The organism is Bradyrhizobium nitroreducens (assembly GCF_002776695.1).
Classification (GTDB): Bacteria; Pseudomonadota; Alphaproteobacteria; order Rhizobiales; family Xanthobacteraceae; genus Bradyrhizobium; species Bradyrhizobium nitroreducens.
The window spans coordinates 6,716,149-6,736,685 of sequence record NZ_LFJC01000003.1 but is presented as its reverse complement, the minus strand read 5'-3'; the positions used below and the strand labels follow the sequence as shown (position 1 = coordinate 6,736,685).

Sequence of the window (20,537 nt, the reverse complement as noted above, 5' to 3'; positions counted from 1 at the left end):
CGGCTTGGAATGAGGCCGCCATTTCGCTATCAACTTTCCGACAAAATCGCCCGGAGGAACTGATGCTCGCGCCCACCCCCGCCTCGCCCGAATCCGTCGGCATGTCCAAGCCCGCGCTCGACCGCATCGATGCGCATCTGAAGAGCCGGTACATCGATGCCGGCCGCTTCCCGGGCACGCATCTTCTGGTCTACCGCCGCGGCAAGATTGCGCACAGCTCGGTTCAGGGCTTTGCCGATGTCGAGCGCAAGCTGCCGGTCAAGGATGACACCATCTACCGCATCTATTCCATGACCAAGCCGCTCACCAGCGTCGCCTTCATGATGCTGGTCGAGCAAGGCCTCGTCGCGATCGACGAGCCCGTCGCCAAATACATTCCGGAATGGAGGGATCTCGGTGTCTTCGTCGCCGGCACCTACCCGGCCTTCCTAACCCGGCCGCCGTCCCGGCCGATGCTGATCGTCGACCTGCTGCGCCACACCTCCGGCCTCACCTATGGCTTCCAGCAGCGCTCCAATGTCGATGCCGCCTATCGCAGCGAAAAGATCGGTGAGGTCGAGAAATCAGGCACGCTGCAGACCATGATCGAGGGCCTTGCGAAGATCCCGCTGGAATTCTCGCCGGGCGAAGCCTGGAACTATTCGGTCTCGACCGACGTGGTCGGCTACCTCGTCGGCAAGATTTCCGGCATGCCGTTCGAGCAGTTCCTGAAGCAGCGGATCCTCGATCCGCTCGGCATGACCGACACCGATTTCCATGTCCCGGCCTCCAAGGCGCACCGCTTCGCCGCCTGCTACTCGGCGGACCCCGGCGGCGGCATGACCTTCCACGCGGGCCAGCGGCGCGAGGGCATGACGCTGCAGGACGATCCGACGACCAGCTCGTTCCTCTCGCCGCCCTCTTTCATTTCCGGCGGCGGCGGCCTCTGTTCGACGGTTGCCGACTATCTCACCTTCTGCCGCGCGCTGCTCAACGGCGGCGAGCTCGGCGGCGTCAGGCTGATCGGGCCGAAGACGCTGGCGCTGATGACCAGCAACCACATTCCGGGCGGGCGGGCGCTGCCGGAAGTGTCGCGTTCGCTGTTCTCGGAAGCGGCTTATAACGGCATCGGCTTCGGCCTCGGCTTCGCCGTGACGATGCGCCCCGCCGAAACGCTGATCGCCGGCAGCCCCGGCGAATACAATTGGGGCGGCGCTGCCACGACCTCGTTCTGGATCGACCCGGCCGAGGAGCTGATCGCGATCTTCATGACACAGGTGCTGCCGTCGAGCGCCTATCCGATCCGCCGCGAGCTCCGCAGCATGGTCTATGCCGCGATCACCGAGAGCAATCTGTAGCCGATCGCATCGATCCCGCGGCCGCCAGCCGCGGGATCGCCGCTCCGACGCTCATTTGAGCATCTCCGGCACGATCAGGCGCGGCAAGAACAGCGACACGCTCGGCCAGACGATGACCGCCGCGAGCACGAGCAGCATCGGGATCAGCATGATCACGGTGTCCTTCAACGCATAGCGCAGCCGCACGCCCGCGATCGAACAGGCGATCATCAGGCACAGGCCATAGGGTGGCGTCACCAGTCCGAACGCCAGCGACACGATGGAAATGATCGCGAACTGGACGGGATGGAGATCGACGGACTTGGCGAGCGGCTCCAGCACGGTGCCGACGATGATGATGGCCGGGATGGCGTCGAGGAAGCAGCCCACCACCAGGAAGCAGAAGGCTATGAAGAAGCCCGCGGCGACCGCCCCCATGCCCCAGGTCGAGACATTCGCCAAAAGCTCCTGCGGGATCTTGTAGTAGGCCAGCAACCAGCCGAACGCGCTCGCCGTGCCCACGCAGAACAGGGCAACGCCGGCGAGGCGCCCGGTGTCGAGCAGCGCCTTGTACAATTCGCGCAGGCCCGTCTCGCGATAGAAGAACGCGGAAAGCGCTACGGAATAGAGCACCGCGACGCAGGCGGACTCCGTCGCGGTAAACCACCCGAGCAAAATGCCGCCGACGATGATGAACGGCGTCATCAGGGCCGGTATCGACCGCCAGATCGCGCATCGCATCTCGACCCAGCTCGCCTTGGGATAGGTCGGGTAGCCGCGACGCACCGCGTAGATGTGCACCGTCGCCATCTGCGCGCCCGCAATCAAGAGGCCCGGCACGATGCCGGCAAGATACATAGCCGCAATCGAGGTCGAGATCAGCCCGCCCCACACGATCATCAGGATCGAGGGCGGAATGATCACGGCAAGCACCGCGGACACCGCGGTGATCGCGATCGAGAACGAAAGGTCGTAACCCTCCTTGGTCTGCGCATCGATGAAGATCTTGGACTGGCTCGCCGCATCCGCGGTGGAGGAGCCCGAGATGCCGGCGAAGAACACCGACAGCACGACGTTGATCTGCGCCAGCGAGCCCGGCCAGTGTCCGACCATCGAGCGGGACAGCGCCACCAGGCGGTCGGTGATGCCGCCGATGCTCATCAGGTTCGCCGTCAGCAGGAAGAACGGCACCGCAAGCAGGATGAATGAATTGTAGGCGTTGAAGGTCTCCTGCGCGAGCGTCATCAGCGACAGATGCGGTTCGATCAGCAGGATCGGCACGCAGGCAAGGCCGAGCGCGAACGCGACCGGCACGCGCACGATGAGCAGGCCGACGAAGACCCCGAACAGCAGCAATGCGGCCTGACCGGCGGAGAGTACATTGCCGCTCATCGCCGTGCTCCGACCAGGACGCGCATTTCATCGAGGATCTGTTCACCTGCGAAGACGATCCAGGTCACGCCGGCAACGGGCCACGCAACGTGAATCAGCCAAAGCGGCAGATCGGCCAGCTCCGACGTTCTGTTCCAGGCGAAGCGCGTAAACTCCAATCCGGCCACCACGAACACGAGTGCCAGCGCCAGTACGCCGAGACGCGCGAGGATCCGCACCGCGGCCTCTGACCGCCGCGACAGATCCGGCCACACGTCGACCTCGAAATGTTGCGCTTCCCGCACGCCCACCATGGCCCCGATCATGATGGTCCAGACGAACAGGAAGCGCGCCATTTCCTCCGTCCAGATGTAGGACGGTATGAAGGGCGTGTAGCGCGAGATGATCTGCAGCGTCACGGGAATGACGAGAATGCCGACGCAGGCCGCGAGGAGGATCTCCAGCAACTTCGCATAGGCCGCCGTGACGCGGCGCCACAGCGACGGTGCGGACGGGACGGGTATTTCGGACATTGGGGCTCCGTGCGGGCAGCTCATCCGCCACGGCCGGGCAAGAAGCGGGGCTTGCCCGGACATGCCGTCGGCGGATTGCAACAAGCTCAGGCGACGTTGATCTTCTCGAAAATGCCTTCCGCACCGATTTCCTTGGCGTAGGTGGCCATCACGGGGTCGGCGAGCTTCTTCATGGCGTCCCGCTCCTCGAACGGAACGCGCTTGAGCTTGCCGGCCTTCTCGAGCGTATCGAGCTTGACGACCTCTTCGCTCGACTCCAGCTGACGGCCGTAATCGCCTGCCTCCTTGCCGGCCTTCATGATCGCGTCCTGCAAATCCTTCGGCAGGGTCTTCAGCGTCTTCACCGAGAAGCAGATCGGCCGGATCGACACGGCATGCTGGGTCAGATTGAGATGTGGCGCCACTTCGTAGAACTTCATCGCTTCGACACCGGCCGCCTCGTTTTCGCCAGCCGATATCACGCCGTTCTGAATCGCGTTGTAGATCTCGTTATAGGCGATCACCGTCGGACTCATGCCGACTGCGGCAAAGGTCTTCGACCAGATCGGCGCGCCCTGTACGCGAACCTTGAGCCCCTTGAGATCGGCAAGGTTCTTGAGCGGCTTGTTGGCGAAGATGTTGCGGATGCCGCCGCCGGAATAACCGATCAGGACAACCTCGGCTTTCGCCGCGACCTCATCGGCGATCGGCGCCAGGATGTTGGCTTCAACCACCTTGTTCATGTGCTCGATGCCCTTGAACACGAAGGGCGCGTCGATGAACGGGGCCGCCTTGGCGAAGGTCGACATGTGAGCGGGCGAGACGATGCCGTAATCGACGGCCTTGCCTTGCGACATGTACTCGAAATACTGCTTCTCGAGGCCGAGCGAGGAGTTCTTGTGCAGGGTGAAATTGACGGGCTTGCCGTAATATTTCTTCACCAGCTCCTCGAACCGGATCAGCGCCCGATTGAAAGCGTGATCGTCGTTGAACTGCACGGCTCCGTTGAGCGTGATCGGCGCTTGCGCCCTGAGGATCGAGGGCGTGCCGATCACGGCCGCCGCGGTGGTCGCACCGAACCCAGCGAGAAATGACCTTCGCTTCATCGTCTCCCTCCCTTTGATGCTCCGTCCCTGTCGCCGGGGCGTGAGTGAAGCCGGTATGCGGCTTGCGAGAGAAGCGTATGAAAATCCCCGGCGGGACGGAAGTCATTTCGCCGGCGCTGAACGGACTCCTTCGTCGCAGGGCACCCCGCCACGACCTGTTGCACTGCAACTCGGGCCCCCGCGGGCGGGCGGTGAGACCACTTCCTTCAGATACGAAGACTTGCGGACCTGTGCGCTGCACGCACAGACCCGCTCGCCGCGTGCTGCGGGCTTAGTGCAGGTGGCCTCCGGTGATCGCGTGATGCTGGTGGATCCCGGCTCGCGCACGGTCGTTCAGGAGATCGATTGAGCACGGCAGGAGGCCGACCGCCTTGACGGCGGTCGGCTTCGCAGAGGTGATCGCATGATGTCGCATCGAGAGGCCCGGATCGCCGGGCTTGGCCTGGCGGCTGTCTACGCCATGTGTCTACGAGTGACCGCAATCAGCATGAGCTGACGCGCAGGGCGTGCCGGACGGAGCTGTAGAGTTCCGTTGCAGACGGCCCGCCAAATACGAAAATCGTGGCGTCCGGCAGGCCCCACCCGTATGGTCGGCCCAAAATCATAATCCGGCGCCGCTGCGCCCGGAACCGGGACGACCACGTTTGTCAAAGCTCACCCTGCCGGTCCGACTCGCTCTTCTGGTCACGGGAACGATGTTGCCGCTGATCGTCTTTGCGGTCGGTATCGCCGTCTACAACTACAGGCAGGACCGCGGCGATGCGACGCGCCGGGTGCTGGAGAACGTGCGCAGCATGCGTCTCGTCCTGGACTCCGAAGTTCAGCGCATGACCGGCGGCCTGCAAGTGCTCGCGCTGACCAATTCGCTGCGTAACGACGACTTCCAGAGCTTCCGCCGCATCGCGCTCGGCTTCGTCGAGCAGTATGGCAGGGGCGGCCTGGTGCTGATCTCCGATCGCAAGGGCCGGCTGCTGTTCTCCTCCGCGACGGAGGACACCGCAAGCCTGCCGGCGCGCGGCAATCTCGGGACCATCGAAAGAGTTTTTGCGAATAGATCGCCGCAATATTCCGACCTGTTCGTCGGCGCGATCAACGGACGGCGGGTGCTCACCGTCGAGGTTCCGGTGTTTCGCGACGGCGAGGTGATCTACGACCTCTGCTTCAGTCCGCCGATCAGCATCTTTCAGGAGCTTGTCGAGAAGCAGCGCCCCGACCAGCTCTGGACCGTATCCCTGCTCGACACCAAGAGCGTCGTATTCGCGCGCGTACCGAACCCGAGCGAGACGATCGGCAAGCAGGCCTCCGGCGTCCTATACGATGCGATGTCTCGCACGTCGGAAGCGACCCTTTCGAGCGTCTCGCTCGACGGGGTGGCGCTGTCCTCCGCCTTTACCAAGTCGCGCCTGACCGGCTGGACGGTCGTGGCCGGCGTCGCCGAGAGCTCGCTGATCGCGCCGCTCTGGCGCAACATCGCCATCACCAGCCTGATCGGCGGCATCCTGCTGCTGACCGGCCTCACCTTCGCGGTCAGGATGGCGACCACGATCGCGCGCGGCGAGATGCTGCACAATCTGCTGATCGACGAACTCAACCATCGCGTCAAGAATACGCTGGCCCTGATGCAGGCGATCGCCGTGCAGACCTTCCGCAGCGCCAGCCGCGACGAACGGACCAAGTTCGAGGGCCGGCTCGGTGCACTGGCCGAAGCTCATAATCTCCTGAGCCAGGAGAAATGGGCGGGCTCCGAGCTCCGGGATGTGATCGCCCGCGCGCTACAGCCATTCCTGCTGAACAACCCCGACCGCATCCGCATGGCTGGTCCCGCCGTGCCGTTGTCGCCGCGTCTCGCCGTGGTGCTGTCGATGATCGTGCACGAGATCGCCACCAACGCTGCGAAATACGGCGCGCTGTCCAACGAGTCCGGCCGCGTGACGCTCGACTGGGAGGTCATCACCGACGCCCCGAAGCCGCGGCTCCGGCTGATCTGGACCGAAATCGGCGGACCGCCGGTGACGGCGCCGGTACGGCGCGGCTTCGGCTCGCGCCTGATCGAGCGCAGCGCGCGCGACCAGCTCGGCGGCGAGGCGACCGTCGACTTCCTGCCGCGCGGCGTGGTCTGCACGGTGGTCTGCACGCTGGACGAGGCGCGCTGAACCAGCCGGAGTGACATCAGCGCCGATCATCGCCGATGCCGCACGCGCTCGCTAGAGCATTTTCGAGCGAAGTGGACACCGGTTCGCGTGAAGAAAACGCGTCAAAACAAGAATCTAGAGCTTCGGTTCTGATTCAATCGGAACCGAAGGTGCTCTAGAACGATGGCTATGTGACGGCCTGCTGCACCTTTTGTCATAAAACGTCTTTCACAAGATCTCCGTTCAAGGTCTCGCGCAACCCGGCGCCACCCATCGTGCATTTGCGAAAGCGCGCGCCTGCTTGGAGCAGGATCGGACAAAGCATGGCCGCTTGAGGAAAGACCCCAAGCCTTTGCAGCGCATAGAACCTGCGCCGCCCCGTATAAATACGGGAACCTGATCCACAACCTGAGCCGATCGGGAGGAGCACGCAATGATCGGGAGCACCACACTCATGCGCAATCCCTCACACAAGGGCTTGCCGGCCGCACCTGGCGCAGAGCCGGACAATGGCTCGACCTGCGAACGGCGCGCCGCCGATGCGGAGATGGCGCGGGTGCTCAGGACCGAACCGACTCGCGTGGCACTGGACTCCTCCGGCGCCGGGATCGCCCATTGGAAACACGATCCATTGCACGACGTCGTGGAGCCCATGAGCCACCACGTGATCATGGCGTACAACGGCATGATGCAGCGCATGGAGCGGCGGTCGGGAAAATCGGTTGCGATCGGGACGTTTCGCCCTGGAGTCGTGATCATCATTCCGGAGGGATCGAGCTCCCGATGGGACATTCCGAAGCCTGTCGATGTGGTCCAGCTCTATCTTCCGAATGCAACACTGAAGCGCATTGCCGACGAGGCCGGGACCACCAAGCCGGCCGACCTGCTGGAGCGGACGGCGCATCCTGACCCGATTACGTCCAGGCTGCTCTTGAGCGCAGCGGAGGCGCTCGGGGGCAACGGGGCCCTGGATACGTTGTTCCGCAATCAGCTGACGGATCTTCTGGCCACGCGCCTGCTGGTCGCCCACACTGGTTCGCCCCCCACGTTCCAGCCGACCATGGGTGGGCTGTCGCCGAAGGTCCTGCTCCGCGCGATCGAACGGTTGCGTTCGGACAGCGATGCGGACGTCTCGCTCGATGCGCTGGCGTCCGATGCCGGACTCTCGCGATTTCACTTCTGCCGGGCCTTCAAGGAAAGCACCGGGCTCTCGCCGCATGCCTGGCTGCGCCAGCACAAGCTCGAGCAGGCCATGAACATGCTGCGGGGGAGCGACGAAGCGATCGTCTCGATCGCCGCGGCGCTCGGCTATTCCTCGCAGACCGCCTTCGCCGCCGCCTTCAGGAAGCTGACGGGAGAAACGCCGAGCGATTGGCGCAGGCGCATGCGTTAGCAGCAATCTCGCGACAGGGACGGCAATCGCTCTGGGGCAATCGAATATCTGGTTCGCTAAACATCTGGCATCGCACGACGCGGACGGAGACCGACGATGGACTGGAAACACCTTGCGATCGCGCCGCGACGGAAAGCCGTCACGACCGCGCTGCTGTACGGGCTCTCGCTGACCGTACGCTTCACCCAGCCGACAGCCGAAGAAGCGCCGGTCCAGGCTGCGCAAAGCGTCAATCCCGCGACGTCGATCCTGATCAATCAGGGTTGGCTCCGAAAACCGATGGTGCCGGCAGCTTTGCGCAGCTGGCCATCCGGCCCGAGAAGCTGCCCGGCGGCATGTGAGGGCCCTGCGCTGCTGTCCTCTCTGCCGAACTGCACCGCGCCATAAGGCCCGGCGGTCTCCGTTTCACCTCTTCGCATCGTCGCCGATCGCGGCAGGCTCTGCCGACACCAGGCGGCGGCGACGACGTGCGCGCGTTCCGAGCCACCAAACCCAGGAGTCAAACCACATGCGACTGCTCGTCATCGGCGCCGGCTTTGCCGGCATGTACGCCGCCCTCTCCGCTGCCCGCCTGCGCGACATCCAGGGCGTTTCGCCTGATGATCTCCAGATCGCGCTGATCGCACCGGAGCCGACGCTGGTGGTCCGCCCGCGACTCTACGAGCCGAAGCCGGAAGCCCTGACGGCGCCGTTGCTCGATGTCCTCGAGGCGATCGACGTCGACTACATCCAGGGCAGCGCCGAGACCGTCAACACCGAGGCGCGGACGGTGCAGATCACGACTGCAAAGGGCGCGAAGAAAACTCTGTCCTACGACCGCCTGGTGGTCGCCACCGGCAGCCGCCTGTTCCGCCCCAACATTCCCGGCCTTGCCGAGCACGGCTTCAGCGTCGACTCGCTCGATGACGCGATCGCACTGGACAAGCATCTGCACGGTCTCGCCGACCGGCCGGCCGTGAATGGACGCGATACGGTCGTCGTCGCCGGCGGCGGTTTTACGGGCATCGAGGCCGCAACCGAATTGCCCGCACGTTTGCGCAAGATCCTCGGCAAGGATGCCAAAACGCGCGTGATCATCGTCGAGCGCAACAGCGCGATCGCGCCTGACATGGGTGACGGCCCCCGCCCCGTGATCGCGGAAGCTCTGCGCAAGCTCGGCGTGGAGACCCGGCTCGGCGCTGGCGTCGCCGCGCTCGACAGATCCGGCGTGACGCTGTCGACCGGCGAGCATATCGAAACCGAGACGGTGGTCTGGGCGGCCGGCATCCGCGCCGCGCCGCTGACGACGCAGATTCCCGCAGAGCGCGACAATTTCGGTCGGCTGCTGGTGGATCGCGACCTGCGCGTGCCCGCTGTCGCCGGCGTCTTCGCGACCGGCGATGCCGCCCGCGCGGCCTGCGACGATGCCGGCAATTATGCGCTGATGTCGTGCCAGCACGCCACGCGGATGGGCGCCTTTGCCGGCAACAACGCCGCCGCGGAGCTGCTGGGCGTTCCGACCAGACCGTACCACCAGAAGGCCTACGTCACCTGCCTCGACCTCGGCGAAGCCGGCGCGCTGTTCACGCGCGGCTGGGAGCGCAAGGTCGAGATGGTCGGCGACATCGCCAAGAAGACGAAACAGGAGATCAACACCGTCTGGATCTATCCGCCGAAGGCCGAGCGCGCCGCTGCGCTCGCATCGGCAGATCCGGAGCGCGTGACCAGTCTCTGAACATCAGCATGCGAGCAGAGGAGTCTTCGAAGATGAATCGGACGATCCGCAACACTCAGGAGGAGGCCAACATGAATCTGCACGAATTTGGACGTTTCGGCAGACCAGGACCCGACGAGCTCGTTCCGTCGCGTTATGCTCTGAAGGTCGGTGAGATCGACGTGATGGTGATCAGCGACGGCGTGCTGACACCACCCGCGGAGTCGATGGCCACCAACGCCGAGCCGGCTCTCCGGGGCGCGTGGCTGGACAACATGTTCCTGTCGCGGGAGGCGTTCGACTGGGCGCTGAACGAGGTCGTGGTGCGCAGCGGCGACCGGACCATACTGATCGACAGCGGGCTCGGAGCGGAGTACCCGGACTTTCCGCGGGCCGGGCAGCTGGGCCTGCGACTGCAGGCCGCCGGCATCGACCTGGAGTCGGTGACCGACGTGGTCCTGACTCACATGCACTTCGACCACGTTGGCGGGCTCCTCGTCGACGGCGTGAAGGAACGGCTGCGCAAGGATCTGCGGATCCATGTGGCGGCCGCCGAGGTCAAGTTCTGGGAGGCGCCCGATTTCTCCCGCACCGGAATGCCGCCGGCGCTCGCAGACCTGGCCCGGCGAGCATCCAGGCAGTTTGCCGATGAGTATCGCAACAAGTTGTGCACCTTCGAGCAAGAGCACGCGGTCGCGCCGGGAGTGGTCGTCAGTCGCACTGGTGGCCATACCCCCGGGCACAGCGTGGTCCGTCTTGCGTCCGGTGGCGACCGGTTGATGTTCGCAGGCGACGCCATATTCCCGGTCTCGTTCGACCACCCCGAGTGGCACAACGGCTTCGAGCACGATCCCGAGGAGGCGACCCGCGTCCGGATTGGGCTCATGCGCGAGCTCGCCGCGACCGGCGCGTGGCTGGTGGCCACGCACATGCCGTTCCCGTCTGTCGGCCGGGTCGCAACCGCCGGCGACCTGTTTCGGTGGGTGCCGGCCTGGTGGGACTACTGACCACTCATGGGACAACGACAATCACCGGATCGAGCGGCGACGCCGATGCCGACGCCTCGCCAGTCTCTGAACATCTCACCGGCATCATCCGCGCTTCGCAAAGCGGAGGCGCGGTCTTCCCCCAGAACTGAGCGCCAAGAGAGAGAGAGAAGAGGTTTTCAAAGATGAATCGGATGATCCACAACACTCAGGAGAAACAGACATGAACCTGCACAACACCTCATATCCCGTGTCATCGGGCCCCGAAGAGCTCGTTCCGTCGCGCTACGCGCTGAAGATCGGCGACATCGACGTGCTGGTGGTCAGCGACGGCGTGCTACCGTTGCCGACCACAATGCTGGCGCACAACGCGGCCCCAGCCGAGCGTGCGGCCTGGCTGCACGACATGTTCCTGCCACAGGACGCATTCGACTGGGCGCTCAATGCGGTCATGGTCCGCAGCGGCGGCAAGACCATCCTGATCGACGCCGGCCTCGGATCCGACCCCAACTTGCACTTGCCGCGCGCCGGTCAGCTGATCAAGCGGCTGGAGGCCGCCGGCATCGATCTGTCGTCGGTGACCGACCTCGTGCTGACCCACCTGCATATGGATCACATCGGCGGGCTGCTCGTCGACGGCGTGAAGCAGCGGCTGCGCAAGGACCTGCGGATCCATGCGGCCGCTGCCGAGGTCAAGTTCTGGGAAGCACCCGACTTCTCCCACACCAACATGCCGCAAGGTTTTCCGGATGCACTTCGAGCCACCGCCAAGCGGTTCGTGAAGGAGTATGGCAGCCAGTTGCGGACATTCGAGGAGACGCAGGAGATTGCGCCCGGCGTCATCGCTCGTCGTACCGGCGGCCACACCCCGGGGCACAGCGTGGTTCGCGTGGCGTCCGGCGGCGAGGCGCTGACATTCGCCGGCGACGCCGTGTTTGCGGTCGGGTTCGAACAGCCCGAATGGTACAACGGCTTCGAGCACGACCCCGAGGAGGCTGCGCGCGTTCGTGTCCGCCTGCTGCGGGAGCTTGCCGAGACCGGCGAGATGCTGGTCGCCACCCATCTGCCGTTCCCGTCCGTTGGACGCGTCGCGACAGACGGCGACGCCTTCCGCTGGGTGCCGGTGTTCTGGGACTACTGACAGCTTGTTGGGTCAGACGAAACCGGGGCGCGCGCTCACGACGTTCGCGAGCGCGCGTCCCGGTTCAAATCATCAGGAGACGCGCGGCGTCCGCGACACATCCGAGGGCCCGCTTCGGCTGCTTGCGGTCCTGCCTGCGACAATTCCAGACGGCCAGGATGGCCTCCGTCCATCGTCCCGGATATGGCGAGACATTCCAGTGAACGATGTGCTTGGAGCATCGCAGGAATAACCTTTGCCAATCCCGGAGTTCTCGGGTCCCGCTCCGAAAAGGCGCATGGCACACGTGCTACCCGATCGTCTGCAGCGCCGGGAACGTCTCCAGCAGCCAGATGCTCACATTCGAGACCGCGCCGGTGAGAAAGCCGATGCCGGTGATCACCATCAACACACCCATGGCGCGCTCCACATTGACGAGGTGGCCCTTCATGCGCGCGAACAGCGCGGAGAACTGCTCGATCATCAGCGCGGCGACCAGGAAGGGAATGCCGAGACCCGCGGAATAGACCGCGAGCAGGCCGGCGCCCTTCGTCACCGTTGCCTCAGCCGCGGCGACCGAGAGGATCGCGGCGAGGATGGGGCCGATGCAGGGGGTCCAGCCGAAGGCGAAGGCGAGGCCCATGACATAGGCGCCCCAGAGGCCGACGGGCTTCGGGATCGGCAGCCGCCCCTCGCGCATCAAGAGGCCGATACGCGTCAAACCCAGGAAGTGCAGTCCCATCGCGATGATGACGATGCCGGCCAGGATCGACAGTTCCGCCGACCAGGCGCGGATCAGCCCGCCGATCAGCGAGGCGCTGGCGCCGAGCGCGACGAACACGGTGGAGAAGCCGAGCACGAACAGCAGCGCCGACATCATGATCGCGCGCCTGGAGGCCGAGACCGGCTCGTCGCTCTCGACGTGCTCGATCGTGGCGCCCGTGAGGTAGATCAGATAGGGCGGGACCAGCGGCAGGACGCAAGGCGAGAGGAAGCTGACGAGGCCGGCAATCAGCGCCGCCGGGATCGAAACATTTTGCATGATGCCGTCTGAGCCATCTCAGGTGCCGGTACGGCGCGCGGAAAATGCGCCCGGCCCGGAGCCGAACCGGCTCTGGTGTAGCCGATGCCGGGGAATGCGCAACAGAGGCGCACATAACCAGGGCTCCTCCCGATGCCGTCTGCGATCACAGGTGCGGCATCGGGACGCGCGCAAATCTCGCCAAAAAGCGAGATTCGGCGGCGCGGCTACTTCACCACGCGGAGCAGCGGACGCCGGGGCTGGTCCTGCGTCTGCTTGGAAGGAGATGGCGGCTCGCTCGCGGCGCTCCGCAACATTTCGTCGCACAGCGCCTTGAGATCGGCGCTGTCAATTCCCTTGAGCTTCATCCTGACGTCCAGGATGACAATGGACAGCAACTCGGCCGACTCACGGCTGTTGCACGCGGTGAGAACCCTGCGGCACTCCTCGAGCGTTTCCAGGACCGACTGCAACTGTTCGTCTGAATGCGACACCGGCGTTCTTTCCGTTAATTCGGCCTGCGAGATGTGATTGCGACGACCCCTTCGGCCCCGATGGAGCCGCGAGGATAGCATGAGGCTGCGGTGCCTCCGAACCTGATTTCAGCGTGTTCCTGCTGTGGAACTGCGGTTCCCGCGACCATCGCCGCGCTGCGCCGTTGCACGCCATCGAAGCGATCGGCCGGGAAACGTCCGGCGCGCGACGATTGATCCATTGAAAGACAGGGCGCCGGGTTGCGCGCGAAAACGATTGTTGCGGACAGCGCCTGCAATCCCGCAGCCATTTCACGGCTCGCAACGGAACTCACGCCACACCCCTCATACGGACGAAAAATCCGCCCGATTCCCACCCCATGACAGCATCCCAATACCACCCACCAGATAGTAAGGATGACGGTTCAAAACTCACCATCCCCCAACCCGCCGTGGTTGTGGTTTGCGCCAGATTCTGCCAGTTTAGCCACCCGAAGGGACTTGTATGCACTCCTTGGCGGAAAGGGGCGTTCTTCTGGCGGAACGCCCAAAGACAAATCTCAGCGGCCTCTCGGATTGGGATGCGGCCCGCATATTCCTCGAAGTCGTCCGATGCGGAAGTTTCCGGTCGGCGGCCGAGCGCCTGTCGCTGTCGATCAACGCCGTGCGCCGGCGGATCGACGATTTCGAGCGCCAGACCGGCACCACCCTGTTCACCCGTGACGTCCACGGCACCCATCTGACCGATGAAGGCGCGCTGGTCGTCTCTGCCGTCGAGCGCATGGAGGCCGCCACTTTCGACGTGCTGCGCGCCAGCGATTCGATGGCCAACGCGCTGTCTGGCGAGGTCCGGGTTGCCGTCACCGAGGGCCTCGGCACGTTCTGGCTCGCCCCGCGCCTGGTCGAATTCCAGCAGGCCTATCCGAAGATCCTGGTCGACCTGCATTGCGCGATGCGTTCGGCCGACGTCTCGCGCCACGAGGCCGACGTCGCCATTCATCTGTCCCGTCCTTCGGCACTCGACATCAAGCTGGTACGGCTCGGCCGCATGCACCTGATGTTCTGGGCCTCCGAGAAATACATCGAAAAGCATGGCGCGCCGCGATCGGCGGCGGAATTGATCAAGCATCGCCTGGTGCTGCAATTCGCCGACCAGCTCGCCGCCAAGGAATCCTTCGAGAGCTTCTTCCCGGGCGTTTCGGAACGTGACCTTCTGGTCATGAAGACCAACGTCTCGAGCGCCAACTATTGGGCGGTCGCGAACGGCGCCGGCATCGGCGTCTTCCCGAGCTATGCCATTGCGCTTGGCGGAAAACTAATTCCACTGGAGGTCGAGCTGAACCGACCGCTGGATATCTGGTTGTCCTACCATCCCGGTAGCGGCCGTATTCCGCGCGTGCGGCACATGATTGACTGGCTGATCGAGGCTTTCAATCCGGCTCGTTTCCCGTGGTTTAAGGAAGAGTTCGTGCACCCGCATGAATTCAAGGACTCCTATATGGGCGAACCCCTGACCCAGCTCTTCGGGGGATTTTCAACCGAAGAACAAAGGTGAGAACAGAGATGAAAGCAGCGGCAAAGAGAATGAAGCAGCGTAGTGCCGGCAAGCCGGACATCGAGCTCGGCAAGCGGATTCGTCTGCGGCGCGTCGAGATGAAGATCTCGCAGGCCGAGCTCGGCGAGAAGCTCGGCGTCAGCTTCCAGCAGGTCCAGAAGTACGAGAAGGGCGTCAATCGCGTGGGCGCGGCTCGCCTGCAGCAGATTGCCTCCGCCCTCGACGTGCCTGTGACCTTCTTCTACGACGGCGACAACAAGGCGCGCGAGGTCGAGAGCCTGCTGTTCCTCGATTCGGCCTTCAGCCTCCGCCTGCTGCGCGCCTACAGCAAGATCAAGGATCAGACGGTGCAGCGCCAGCTCGTTTCGCTGATGGAATCGATCGCGGCGAACGAAAGCTGAGATCGATCGACGGTCTGGTCTTCACGGCCGATCTTCAATCCGCCGCGTCACGGGGGCGCGGCCGGATTGAACGAGACTGGCCGGACCAGACCTCTCGAATCGGATCTGGCCCGCGCGCCTTCCCGCGCGTGGCCTTGGTTCTGAGGGCGGCCTGGCCGCCCTTTTTCTTGACCTTTTCCCGCCGTCCCTGCTTTTTTCGCGAACCCGTCCCCACCTCGCCGCGACCCAGTCGAGAGGCTCAGCACCGGACGCGCGGAGCTTTTCCGTCTGCGGTGCTTAATGGGACCTCAACACCGAAGCTCTAGTTTCTCGCCGATTTCGCGAATCGGCGCCCCGCAGCGGGGCGGCCCGCAATGCCAATGCGAGGGGCCCGCCCGGGCCTCGCTCTCCTGAGGAAAATGGGACACATGTCGAAACGCCATGCGATGATCCTCGCCGTCGGCATGCTCGCCAGCGCCTCTGCGGTGGCGCAAACCGAGACCATCGGCCAGGCGACACCCAGGCCGGCAACGGCAGGGACGGTCCCGTCTGCCGCCAATCCGGCCCACGCGGCCGCGCCGAAAACTGCCATGACGCCCGCCTCGACGCCGGAAAGCCGTTCGGCCGCCGCGCTCGCGCTGACGCACGAGCCGACCTATGACGAGGGCTCTGCGCAGCGCATCAGGGACGCCGCGCTCAGCTATTCCGATCTCGCGGTGCGCGGCGGCTGGCCGACCATTCCGGCAGATGCCAAGTTCGCACCCGGCGCCCAGGGCGCCAACGACGAGCTGCTGCGCAAGCGGCTCATCCTCTCCGGCGATCTCGCCGCCGACAAGACGGGCGGCGCGTTCGACCAGGACCTCGCCGACGCGGTGAAGCGCTTCCAGGCCCGCCACGGACTGGCCCCAACCGGCGCGATGACGCCGCGCACGATCGCCGCGATGAACGTCTCCGTGCAGAAGCGCATCCGGCAGCTCGAAGCTTCGCTGCAGCGGCTCGAGAACATGAACTTCGGCTTCGGACAGCGCTATGTCGTGGTCAACATCCCCGCCGCCTTTGCCGAGGCGGTCGAGAACGACGTCGTGGTGCGGCGCTATCGCGTCATCGTCGGCAAGACCGAGAAGCCCTCGCCGACACTGACGGCCCAGATCACCAGCGTCGTCCTCAACCCGACCTGGACGGTGCCGGCCTCGATCGCCAAGACCGAGATCTCGGCGCATATGCGCAAGGACCCGACCTACCTGTCGCGCATGCACATGGAGGTGCTCGACGCCCACGACAATCCGATCGACCCGCATTCGGTCGACTGGTCGGGCACGCACACGCCGAACTTCACGGTGCGTCAGCACAACGGCAGCTTCAACGCGCTTGGCGCCGTGAAGATCGACATGCCGAATTCCTATTCGGTCTACATGCACGATACCAACCAGCGGAACCTGTTCAGTGACGACTACCGCTTCGATTCCCATGGCTGCTCGCGCGTCGACAATGTACGCGATCTCGCCGCCTGGCTGCTCAAGGATCAGCCGAAATGGAGTCGCGCCGCGATCGATGCGGAGATCGCGACCGGACAGCATCTGGAGGTCGCCATGGCCAGGAAGGTGCCGGTGGCCTGGATCTATCTCACGGCGTGGATGACGAAGGACCAGACCGTCCAGTTCCGCAACGACGTCTATAACCAGGACGAGCAGTTGCTGGAGGCGACTGCCGAAGAGGCGGCGTTCTTCAGCAATGCCGGCAGCCATCCGCTGACCGCACACATGCATGTGACGCGGTAGGCACGTCTGCCGCCATGCAAGCGCTGCAAAGGCTGTTGCGAAGCCCCTCGCCTTGCCGCGGTTGACCCCGGCCCTGTCGGGGCCGCACATTGCGCTTGCCCCACGACAAGCGAGCGCGCGATGCCAGACATCTCCGGTGAAACATCCTACGCCGACGGCAAGATCCTCAAGCACGTCACCGATGGCGTCGGCGTGATCACCTTCAACAATCCCGCCAAGCGCAACGCGATGTCGCTGGAGATGTGGGAGGGATTTGGCGAGGCGCTGACGGCCTTGCGCGACGACGAGACGGTACGCGTCGTCATCCTGCGCGGCGCGGGCGGCAAGGCGTTCGTGTCAGGGGCCGATATCAGCCAGTTCGAGAAGACGCGGCATAACGCGGCCGCGTCCGAGGAATATGCCAGGCGCAGCGCAGCCCAGCGCGCTCTGCTCGCCGACTACCCCAAGCCGACCATCGCCTGCATCGAGGGCTTCTGTCTCGGCGGCGGCATGCAGGTCGCGATGCTCGCCGACATCCGCCTCGCCGCACACGGCAGCCAGTTCGGCATTCCCGCGGCCAGGCTCGGCATCGCCTATGGCTTTGAAGGCCTGCGCCACCTGGTGTCGCTGGTCGGCCCGTCCTGGGCGCGGCTTCTGATGTACACGGGCATGCGGATCGATTCCGCCGAGGCCGTGCGCATCGGCCTGGTCGAGCGCGTGTTCCCTGTCGACGAGCTCTGGGGCGAGACCATGACGATTGCCCAGACGATCTCGCAGAACGCGCCGCTCGCGATCAAGGCCGCCAAGATCACCATCGCGCAAGTGTTGAAGGACGAAAGCCGACGCGACATGGAGGCGATCAAGGCGATCGGCACCGCATGCATGGACAGTGCGGACTTCCGTGAGGGCCGCCAGGCCTTCATGGAGAAACGGAAGCCGAAGTTCCAGGGGAAGTGAACCAACGTTCAGGAAGATTAAATTCCTCGACAACGCGTACCGCGATAGCAACCAACTGATCCCTCGCAAGTTCTTCCGCCACCAAAGAGGGAGATTGCGATGAAACTCAAATTTGCTGTTCTTGGTCTGGCTGCCCTGGGCGGCGCGGCGCTCGCGTCAGGGCAGGCGATCGCCGCGATGCCGAACGGCATTCCGCAGGCCGACCGCGTCGCAAGCGGGCCGGCCGCAAATGTCGATCAGGTGCGCATGGTCTGCAATGCCTGGGGTCGCTGCTGGTGGCGACCGAACTATTACCGTGCCTATGGCTATTACGGCCCGCGCCGCATTTACGGGCCACGGCCATACGGCTATTACGGCCACCGCCACTGGCGTCGCTGGTAAACGACGAAGGGGCCCCGAGGGCTCCTTTTTCATGCGCGCGCGTCGACTACAGCGCCCCGAGCACCGCCTTGGTGATATCCGCCGTGCCATTGCTGCCGCCAAATTCCATCGGCTTGATGCCCCCGGCATAGACCTGATCGATCGCACGCTCGATCTGTTCGCCGGCTTCCGCCGCGCTGTCCACACCATGCTTCTCGGCGAGCCAGTCCAGCATCATCGCCGCCGACAGAATCATGCCGGTGGGATTGGCCTTGCCCTGCCCCATGATGTCAGGCGCGGTGCCGTGACACGGCTGGAACACCGCATATTTGTCGCCGATGTCGGCCGACGGCGCCATGCCGAGGCCGCCGATCAGGCTCGCGGTGATGTCGGAGACGATATCGCCGAACATGTTCTCCATCACCATCACGTCGAAATCCCAGGGCCGCTTCACCAGCATCGCCGAGCAGGCATCGACATAGAGCCGGTCGGTCTTCACGCCGGGATGTTTCCTCTCGATCTCGTCGAAGATGCCGCGAAAGAACGCAAAGGCCTTGAACACATTCGCCTTGTCGACGCAGGTCAATGCGCCGGGCTTGCCGCGCGCCTTGCGCCGCTCGGCCAAGCGAAACGAGAACTCGAACAGGCGCTCGGAGGTCTTTCGCGTGATCACCATGGTCTCGCGCGCGTCCTCGTGCGTGACGACACCCTTGCCCATCGAGGCGAACAGGCCCTCCGTGGATTCGCGGATCACGACGAGATCGATGCCGCGCTGGTCGGCGCCGACGATCGGACTAGGCACCCCCGGAATGAGACGCGCCGGACGCACGCCGGCATAGAGATCGAAGATGAAGCGCAGCTCGATTTGCGGCGCGATCTCGGTGTTATCCGGGTAGCGCACCGATGGCAGGCCGCAGGCACCGAGCAGGATCGCGTCGGCATCCTCGCAGAGCTTGATCGTGCTGTCCGGCATCGACTTGCCGGTGGCAAGATAGTTGGTGGCGCCGGCCGGCGCCTCGGTAAAGCGGAAGCTCAGGCCGGATTTGTCGCCGACCTTGCGCAGCACCTCGAGCGCCGGTGCCATGACTTCGGGACCGATGCCGTCACCGGCGAGCACGGCAATGTGGAAGGCGTTGTTTGCGGACATGAGGGTTCCTAAGAGAGGTGTCATTCCGGGGCGGTCCGCAGGACCGAACTATGGTGCGCAATTGCGCACCTGAGAATCTCGAGATTCCGGGTTCGATGCTTTGCATCGCCCCGGAATGACGTAAAGAGAAACTACGGCGTCAGCACCGTGCGGCCGACCACCGCCCCCTGCTGCAACTGCACCAGCGCGTCGTTGGCCTTGGCGAGCGGTGCCGTCGTCACCGGGATCGGCGGTATCTTCTTGGTGCGCACGAGGTCGAGCAACTCCTGCGTTTCACGCAAGTTTCCGACATAGCTGCCCTGGATCGTGATCGCCTTGATTGGAATCAGCGGCAGCGCCCAGGTCGCGCCGCCGCCGAACAGGCCGACGATGACGAGCTTGCCGCCCTTGGTAAGGCAGTCGAAACCAAGCTGCGTCGTAGCGGCATTGCCGACGAGGTCGATCACGGCACGGATCGGCCCACCTGCCTTCTTGGCAAGCTGCTCCAGCGCATCCGGCGCCTTGGGATCGACGGTGGCGAGCGCGCCGGCTTTTTCGGCCGCCTCCCGCTTCCTGGCGTCGATATCGACCATGATCGCGCCCTTGCCGCCCATCGCCTTCAACAGCGACAGCGCCATCAGGCCGAGGCCGCCGGCGCCGAACATCACGATCGGCGTGTCGAAATGCTGCTCCACCTTCTTGAGCGCGCTGTATGTCGTGACGCCCGAGCAGGCATAAGGAGCGGTCGTCGCGGGATCGAGGCCTTCCAGGTTGAGCAGGTAACGCGGATGCGGCACCAGCATGTGATCGGCATAACCGCCGTCGCAATAGACGCCCAGCGATCGCGGCGTCAGGCACATGTTCTCATCACCGGCCAGGCAGGTCGCGCACTTGCCGCAGCCGATCCAGGGATAGACGAGGCCGACATCGCCGAGCTTGAGATCGCCCTGATCGATGGGCTTGACGTCCGGCCCGAACGCCAGGACCTCGCCGACCGTCTCGTGGCCCATGGTCAGAGGCAGGTTGATGCCGCGATCCTTCAGCGACAGCGGCTTGCGGCCATGGCCGAGATCGTAGCCGCCTTCCCAGATGTGGAGATCGCTGTGGCAGACGCCGGCGGCCTTCACCTTGATCAACACCTGCGTGCCCGTCGGCTGCGGCGTCGCCTCGTCGAACTCCTGCAGCGGCGCCTTGAAATCGGCAACCTTGAAACTCTTCATTGGCGTCCTCCCGCATGCTTCTTGTCGCCGCGCCACCATGCCATGGCCGGCAAGGCCAG

The 20,537-nt window shown here is 64.6% G+C and carries 19 protein-coding genes; 12 read left to right on the top strand and 7 right to left on the bottom strand.

Annotated elements, in window-relative coordinates:
• The first annotated feature begins 62 nt into the window (after positions 1 to 62).
• Positions 63 to 1,337: a serine hydrolase domain-containing protein gene (locus TSA1_RS32030; protein WP_100179811.1), complete on the top strand. Its 1,275-nt coding sequence runs from the start codon at positions 63 to 65 to the stop codon at positions 1,335 to 1,337.
• A gap of 51 nt (positions 1,338 to 1,388) precedes the next feature.
• Here the strand turns inward: TSA1_RS32030 and TSA1_RS32025 are convergent, their stop codons facing one another.
• The 3 genes from TSA1_RS32025 to TSA1_RS32015 all read right to left on the bottom strand — a co-directional run bounded on the left by TSA1_RS32025 (position 1,389) and on the right by TSA1_RS32015 (position 4,305).
• Entirely contained in the window at positions 1,389 to 2,708 is a 1,320-nt protein-coding gene (locus TSA1_RS32025; RefSeq protein ID WP_100179810.1) for a TRAP transporter large permease, read from the bottom strand.
• Complete coding sequence (locus TSA1_RS32020) at positions 2,705 to 3,220, bottom strand: TRAP transporter small permease (protein ID WP_100179809.1); 516 nt, start codon at positions 3,218 to 3,220, stop codon at positions 2,705 to 2,707. The genes TSA1_RS32025 and TSA1_RS32020 overlap by 4 nt, the downstream gene beginning before the upstream one ends.
• An 86-nt stretch (positions 3,221 to 3,306) precedes the next feature.
• Positions 3,307 to 4,305: a TRAP transporter substrate-binding protein gene (locus TSA1_RS32015; RefSeq protein WP_100179808.1), complete on the bottom strand. Its 999-nt coding sequence runs from the start codon at positions 4,303 to 4,305 to the stop codon at positions 3,307 to 3,309.
• A gap of 695 nt (positions 4,306 to 5,000) precedes the next feature.
• On the opposite strand from TSA1_RS32015, the gene TSA1_RS32005 reads away from it, so the two are divergent.
• From TSA1_RS32005 to TSA1_RS31975, 6 genes are all read left to right on the top strand, one after another.
• Positions 5,001 to 6,458 carry a sensor histidine kinase gene (locus TSA1_RS32005; RefSeq protein WP_100179807.1) on the top strand — a complete coding sequence of 486 codons (1,458 nt, stop codon included), beginning with the start codon at positions 5,001 to 5,003 and terminating at the stop codon, positions 6,456 to 6,458.
• A 433-nt stretch (positions 6,459 to 6,891) separates the two neighbouring features.
• Positions 6,892 to 7,830: a helix-turn-helix domain-containing protein gene (locus TSA1_RS31995; protein ID WP_100181451.1), complete on the top strand. Its 939-nt coding sequence runs from the start codon at positions 6,892 to 6,894 to the stop codon at positions 7,828 to 7,830.
• 96 nt (positions 7,831 to 7,926) lie between these two features.
• Positions 7,927 to 8,217 (top strand): hypothetical protein, encoded by a 291-nt coding sequence (locus TSA1_RS31990; RefSeq protein WP_100179806.1) that lies wholly within the window; start codon positions 7,927 to 7,929, stop codon positions 8,215 to 8,217.
• Positions 8,218 to 8,338: 121 nt separating this feature from the next.
• Positions 8,339 to 9,544 (top strand): NAD(P)/FAD-dependent oxidoreductase, encoded by a 1,206-nt coding sequence (locus tag TSA1_RS31985; protein WP_100179805.1) that lies wholly within the window; start codon positions 8,339 to 8,341, stop codon positions 9,542 to 9,544.
• Positions 9,545 to 9,576: 32 nt separating this feature from the next.
• Positions 9,577 to 10,530: an MBL fold metallo-hydrolase gene (locus TSA1_RS31980; RefSeq protein WP_100179804.1), complete on the top strand. Its 954-nt coding sequence runs from the start codon at positions 9,577 to 9,579 to the stop codon at positions 10,528 to 10,530.
• 202 nt (positions 10,531 to 10,732) lie between these two features.
• Positions 10,733 to 11,650, top strand: coding sequence for an MBL fold metallo-hydrolase (locus TSA1_RS31975; RefSeq protein ID WP_100179803.1), 918 nt, complete (start codon positions 10,733 to 10,735; stop codon positions 11,648 to 11,650).
• Between the two features lie 289 nt (positions 11,651 to 11,939).
• Here TSA1_RS31975 and TSA1_RS31970 read toward each other — a convergent pair whose 3' ends face one another.
• Together TSA1_RS31970 and TSA1_RS31965 are read right to left on the bottom strand one after the other, a co-directional pair.
• Positions 11,940 to 12,671, bottom strand: coding sequence for a cytochrome c biogenesis CcdA family protein (locus tag TSA1_RS31970; protein WP_100179802.1), 732 nt, complete (start codon positions 12,669 to 12,671; stop codon positions 11,940 to 11,942).
• A 206-nt stretch (positions 12,672 to 12,877) separates the two neighbouring features.
• Complete coding sequence (locus TSA1_RS31965) at positions 12,878 to 13,144, bottom strand: hypothetical protein (RefSeq protein WP_097659543.1); 267 nt, start codon at positions 13,142 to 13,144, stop codon at positions 12,878 to 12,880.
• A gap of 484 nt (positions 13,145 to 13,628) precedes the next feature.
• On the opposite strand from TSA1_RS31965, the gene TSA1_RS31955 reads away from it, so the two are divergent.
• From TSA1_RS31955 to TSA1_RS31935, 5 genes are all read left to right on the top strand, one after another.
• Positions 13,629 to 14,678, top strand: coding sequence for a LysR family transcriptional regulator (locus TSA1_RS31955; RefSeq protein ID WP_100179801.1), 1,050 nt, complete (start codon positions 13,629 to 13,631; stop codon positions 14,676 to 14,678).
• A gap of 29 nt (positions 14,679 to 14,707) precedes the next feature.
• Positions 14,708 to 15,079 carry a helix-turn-helix domain-containing protein gene (locus TSA1_RS31950; RefSeq protein ID WP_020608151.1) on the top strand — a complete coding sequence of 124 codons (372 nt, stop codon included), beginning with the start codon at positions 14,708 to 14,710 and terminating at the stop codon, positions 15,077 to 15,079.
• A gap of 407 nt (positions 15,080 to 15,486) precedes the next feature.
• A complete protein-coding gene (locus tag TSA1_RS31945; protein WP_100179800.1) occupies positions 15,487 to 16,836 on the top strand; it encodes a L,D-transpeptidase family protein in 1,350 nt (449 codons plus the stop codon).
• A gap of 120 nt (positions 16,837 to 16,956) precedes the next feature.
• The gene (locus TSA1_RS31940) at positions 16,957 to 17,772 is read left to right on the top strand and encodes an enoyl-CoA hydratase (protein ID WP_100179799.1); all 816 of its coding nucleotides are present in this window, start codon (positions 16,957 to 16,959) and stop codon (positions 17,770 to 17,772) included.
• Positions 17,773 to 17,871: 99 nt separating this feature from the next.
• Positions 17,872 to 18,153 carry a hypothetical protein gene (locus tag TSA1_RS31935; RefSeq protein ID WP_100179798.1) on the top strand — a complete coding sequence of 94 codons (282 nt, stop codon included), beginning with the start codon at positions 17,872 to 17,874 and terminating at the stop codon, positions 18,151 to 18,153.
• Positions 18,154 to 18,199: 46 nt separating this feature from the next.
• Here the strand turns inward: TSA1_RS31935 and TSA1_RS31930 are convergent, their stop codons facing one another.
• Positions 18,200 to 19,279: an isocitrate/isopropylmalate dehydrogenase family protein gene (locus tag TSA1_RS31930; RefSeq protein WP_174719164.1), complete on the bottom strand. Its 1,080-nt coding sequence runs from the start codon at positions 19,277 to 19,279 to the stop codon at positions 18,200 to 18,202.
• 131 nt (positions 19,280 to 19,410) lie between these two features.
• Complete coding sequence (locus TSA1_RS31925) at positions 19,411 to 20,478, bottom strand: alcohol dehydrogenase (protein ID WP_100179796.1); 1,068 nt, start codon at positions 20,476 to 20,478, stop codon at positions 19,411 to 19,413.
• Between the last annotated feature and the right edge of the window lie 59 nt (positions 20,479 to 20,537).

Bases quoted from the DNA above. Each gene is read 5' to 3' on its own strand.
- TSA1_RS32030 (WP_100179811.1), top strand. From the start codon at position 63: ATGCTCGCGCCCACCCCCGCCTCGCCCGAATCCGTCGGCATGTCCAAG.
- TSA1_RS32025 (WP_100179810.1), bottom strand. From the start codon at position 2,708: ATGAGCGGCAATGTACTCTCCGCCGGTCAGGCCGCATTGCTGCTGTTC.
- TSA1_RS32020 (WP_100179809.1), bottom strand. From the start codon at position 3,220: ATGTCCGAAATACCCGTCCCGTCCGCACCGTCGCTGTGGCGCCGCGTC.
- TSA1_RS32015 (WP_100179808.1), bottom strand. From the start codon at position 4,305: ATGAAGCGAAGGTCATTTCTCGCTGGGTTCGGTGCGACCACCGCGGCG.
- TSA1_RS32005 (WP_100179807.1), top strand. From the start codon at position 5,001: ATGTTGCCGCTGATCGTCTTTGCGGTCGGTATCGCCGTCTACAACTAC.
- TSA1_RS31995 (WP_100181451.1), top strand. From the start codon at position 6,892: ATGCGCAATCCCTCACACAAGGGCTTGCCGGCCGCACCTGGCGCAGAG.
- TSA1_RS31990 (WP_100179806.1), top strand. From the start codon at position 7,927: ATGGACTGGAAACACCTTGCGATCGCGCCGCGACGGAAAGCCGTCACG.
- TSA1_RS31985 (WP_100179805.1), top strand. From the start codon at position 8,339: ATGCGACTGCTCGTCATCGGCGCCGGCTTTGCCGGCATGTACGCCGCC.
- TSA1_RS31980 (WP_100179804.1), top strand. From the start codon at position 9,577: ATGAATCGGACGATCCGCAACACTCAGGAGGAGGCCAACATGAATCTG.
- TSA1_RS31975 (WP_100179803.1), top strand. From the start codon at position 10,733: ATGAACCTGCACAACACCTCATATCCCGTGTCATCGGGCCCCGAAGAG.
- TSA1_RS31970 (WP_100179802.1), bottom strand. From the start codon at position 12,671: ATGCAAAATGTTTCGATCCCGGCGGCGCTGATTGCCGGCCTCGTCAGC.
- TSA1_RS31955 (WP_100179801.1), top strand. From the start codon at position 13,629: ATGCACTCCTTGGCGGAAAGGGGCGTTCTTCTGGCGGAACGCCCAAAG.
- TSA1_RS31950 (WP_020608151.1), top strand. From the start codon at position 14,708: ATGAAGCAGCGTAGTGCCGGCAAGCCGGACATCGAGCTCGGCAAGCGG.
- TSA1_RS31945 (WP_100179800.1), top strand. From the start codon at position 15,487: ATGTCGAAACGCCATGCGATGATCCTCGCCGTCGGCATGCTCGCCAGC.
- TSA1_RS31940 (WP_100179799.1), top strand. From the start codon at position 16,957: ATGCCAGACATCTCCGGTGAAACATCCTACGCCGACGGCAAGATCCTC.
- TSA1_RS31935 (WP_100179798.1), top strand. From the start codon at position 17,872: ATGAAACTCAAATTTGCTGTTCTTGGTCTGGCTGCCCTGGGCGGCGCG.
- TSA1_RS31930 (WP_174719164.1), bottom strand. From the start codon at position 19,279: ATGTCCGCAAACAACGCCTTCCACATTGCCGTGCTCGCCGGTGACGGC.
- TSA1_RS31925 (WP_100179796.1), bottom strand. From the start codon at position 20,478: ATGAAGAGTTTCAAGGTTGCCGATTTCAAGGCGCCGCTGCAGGAGTTC.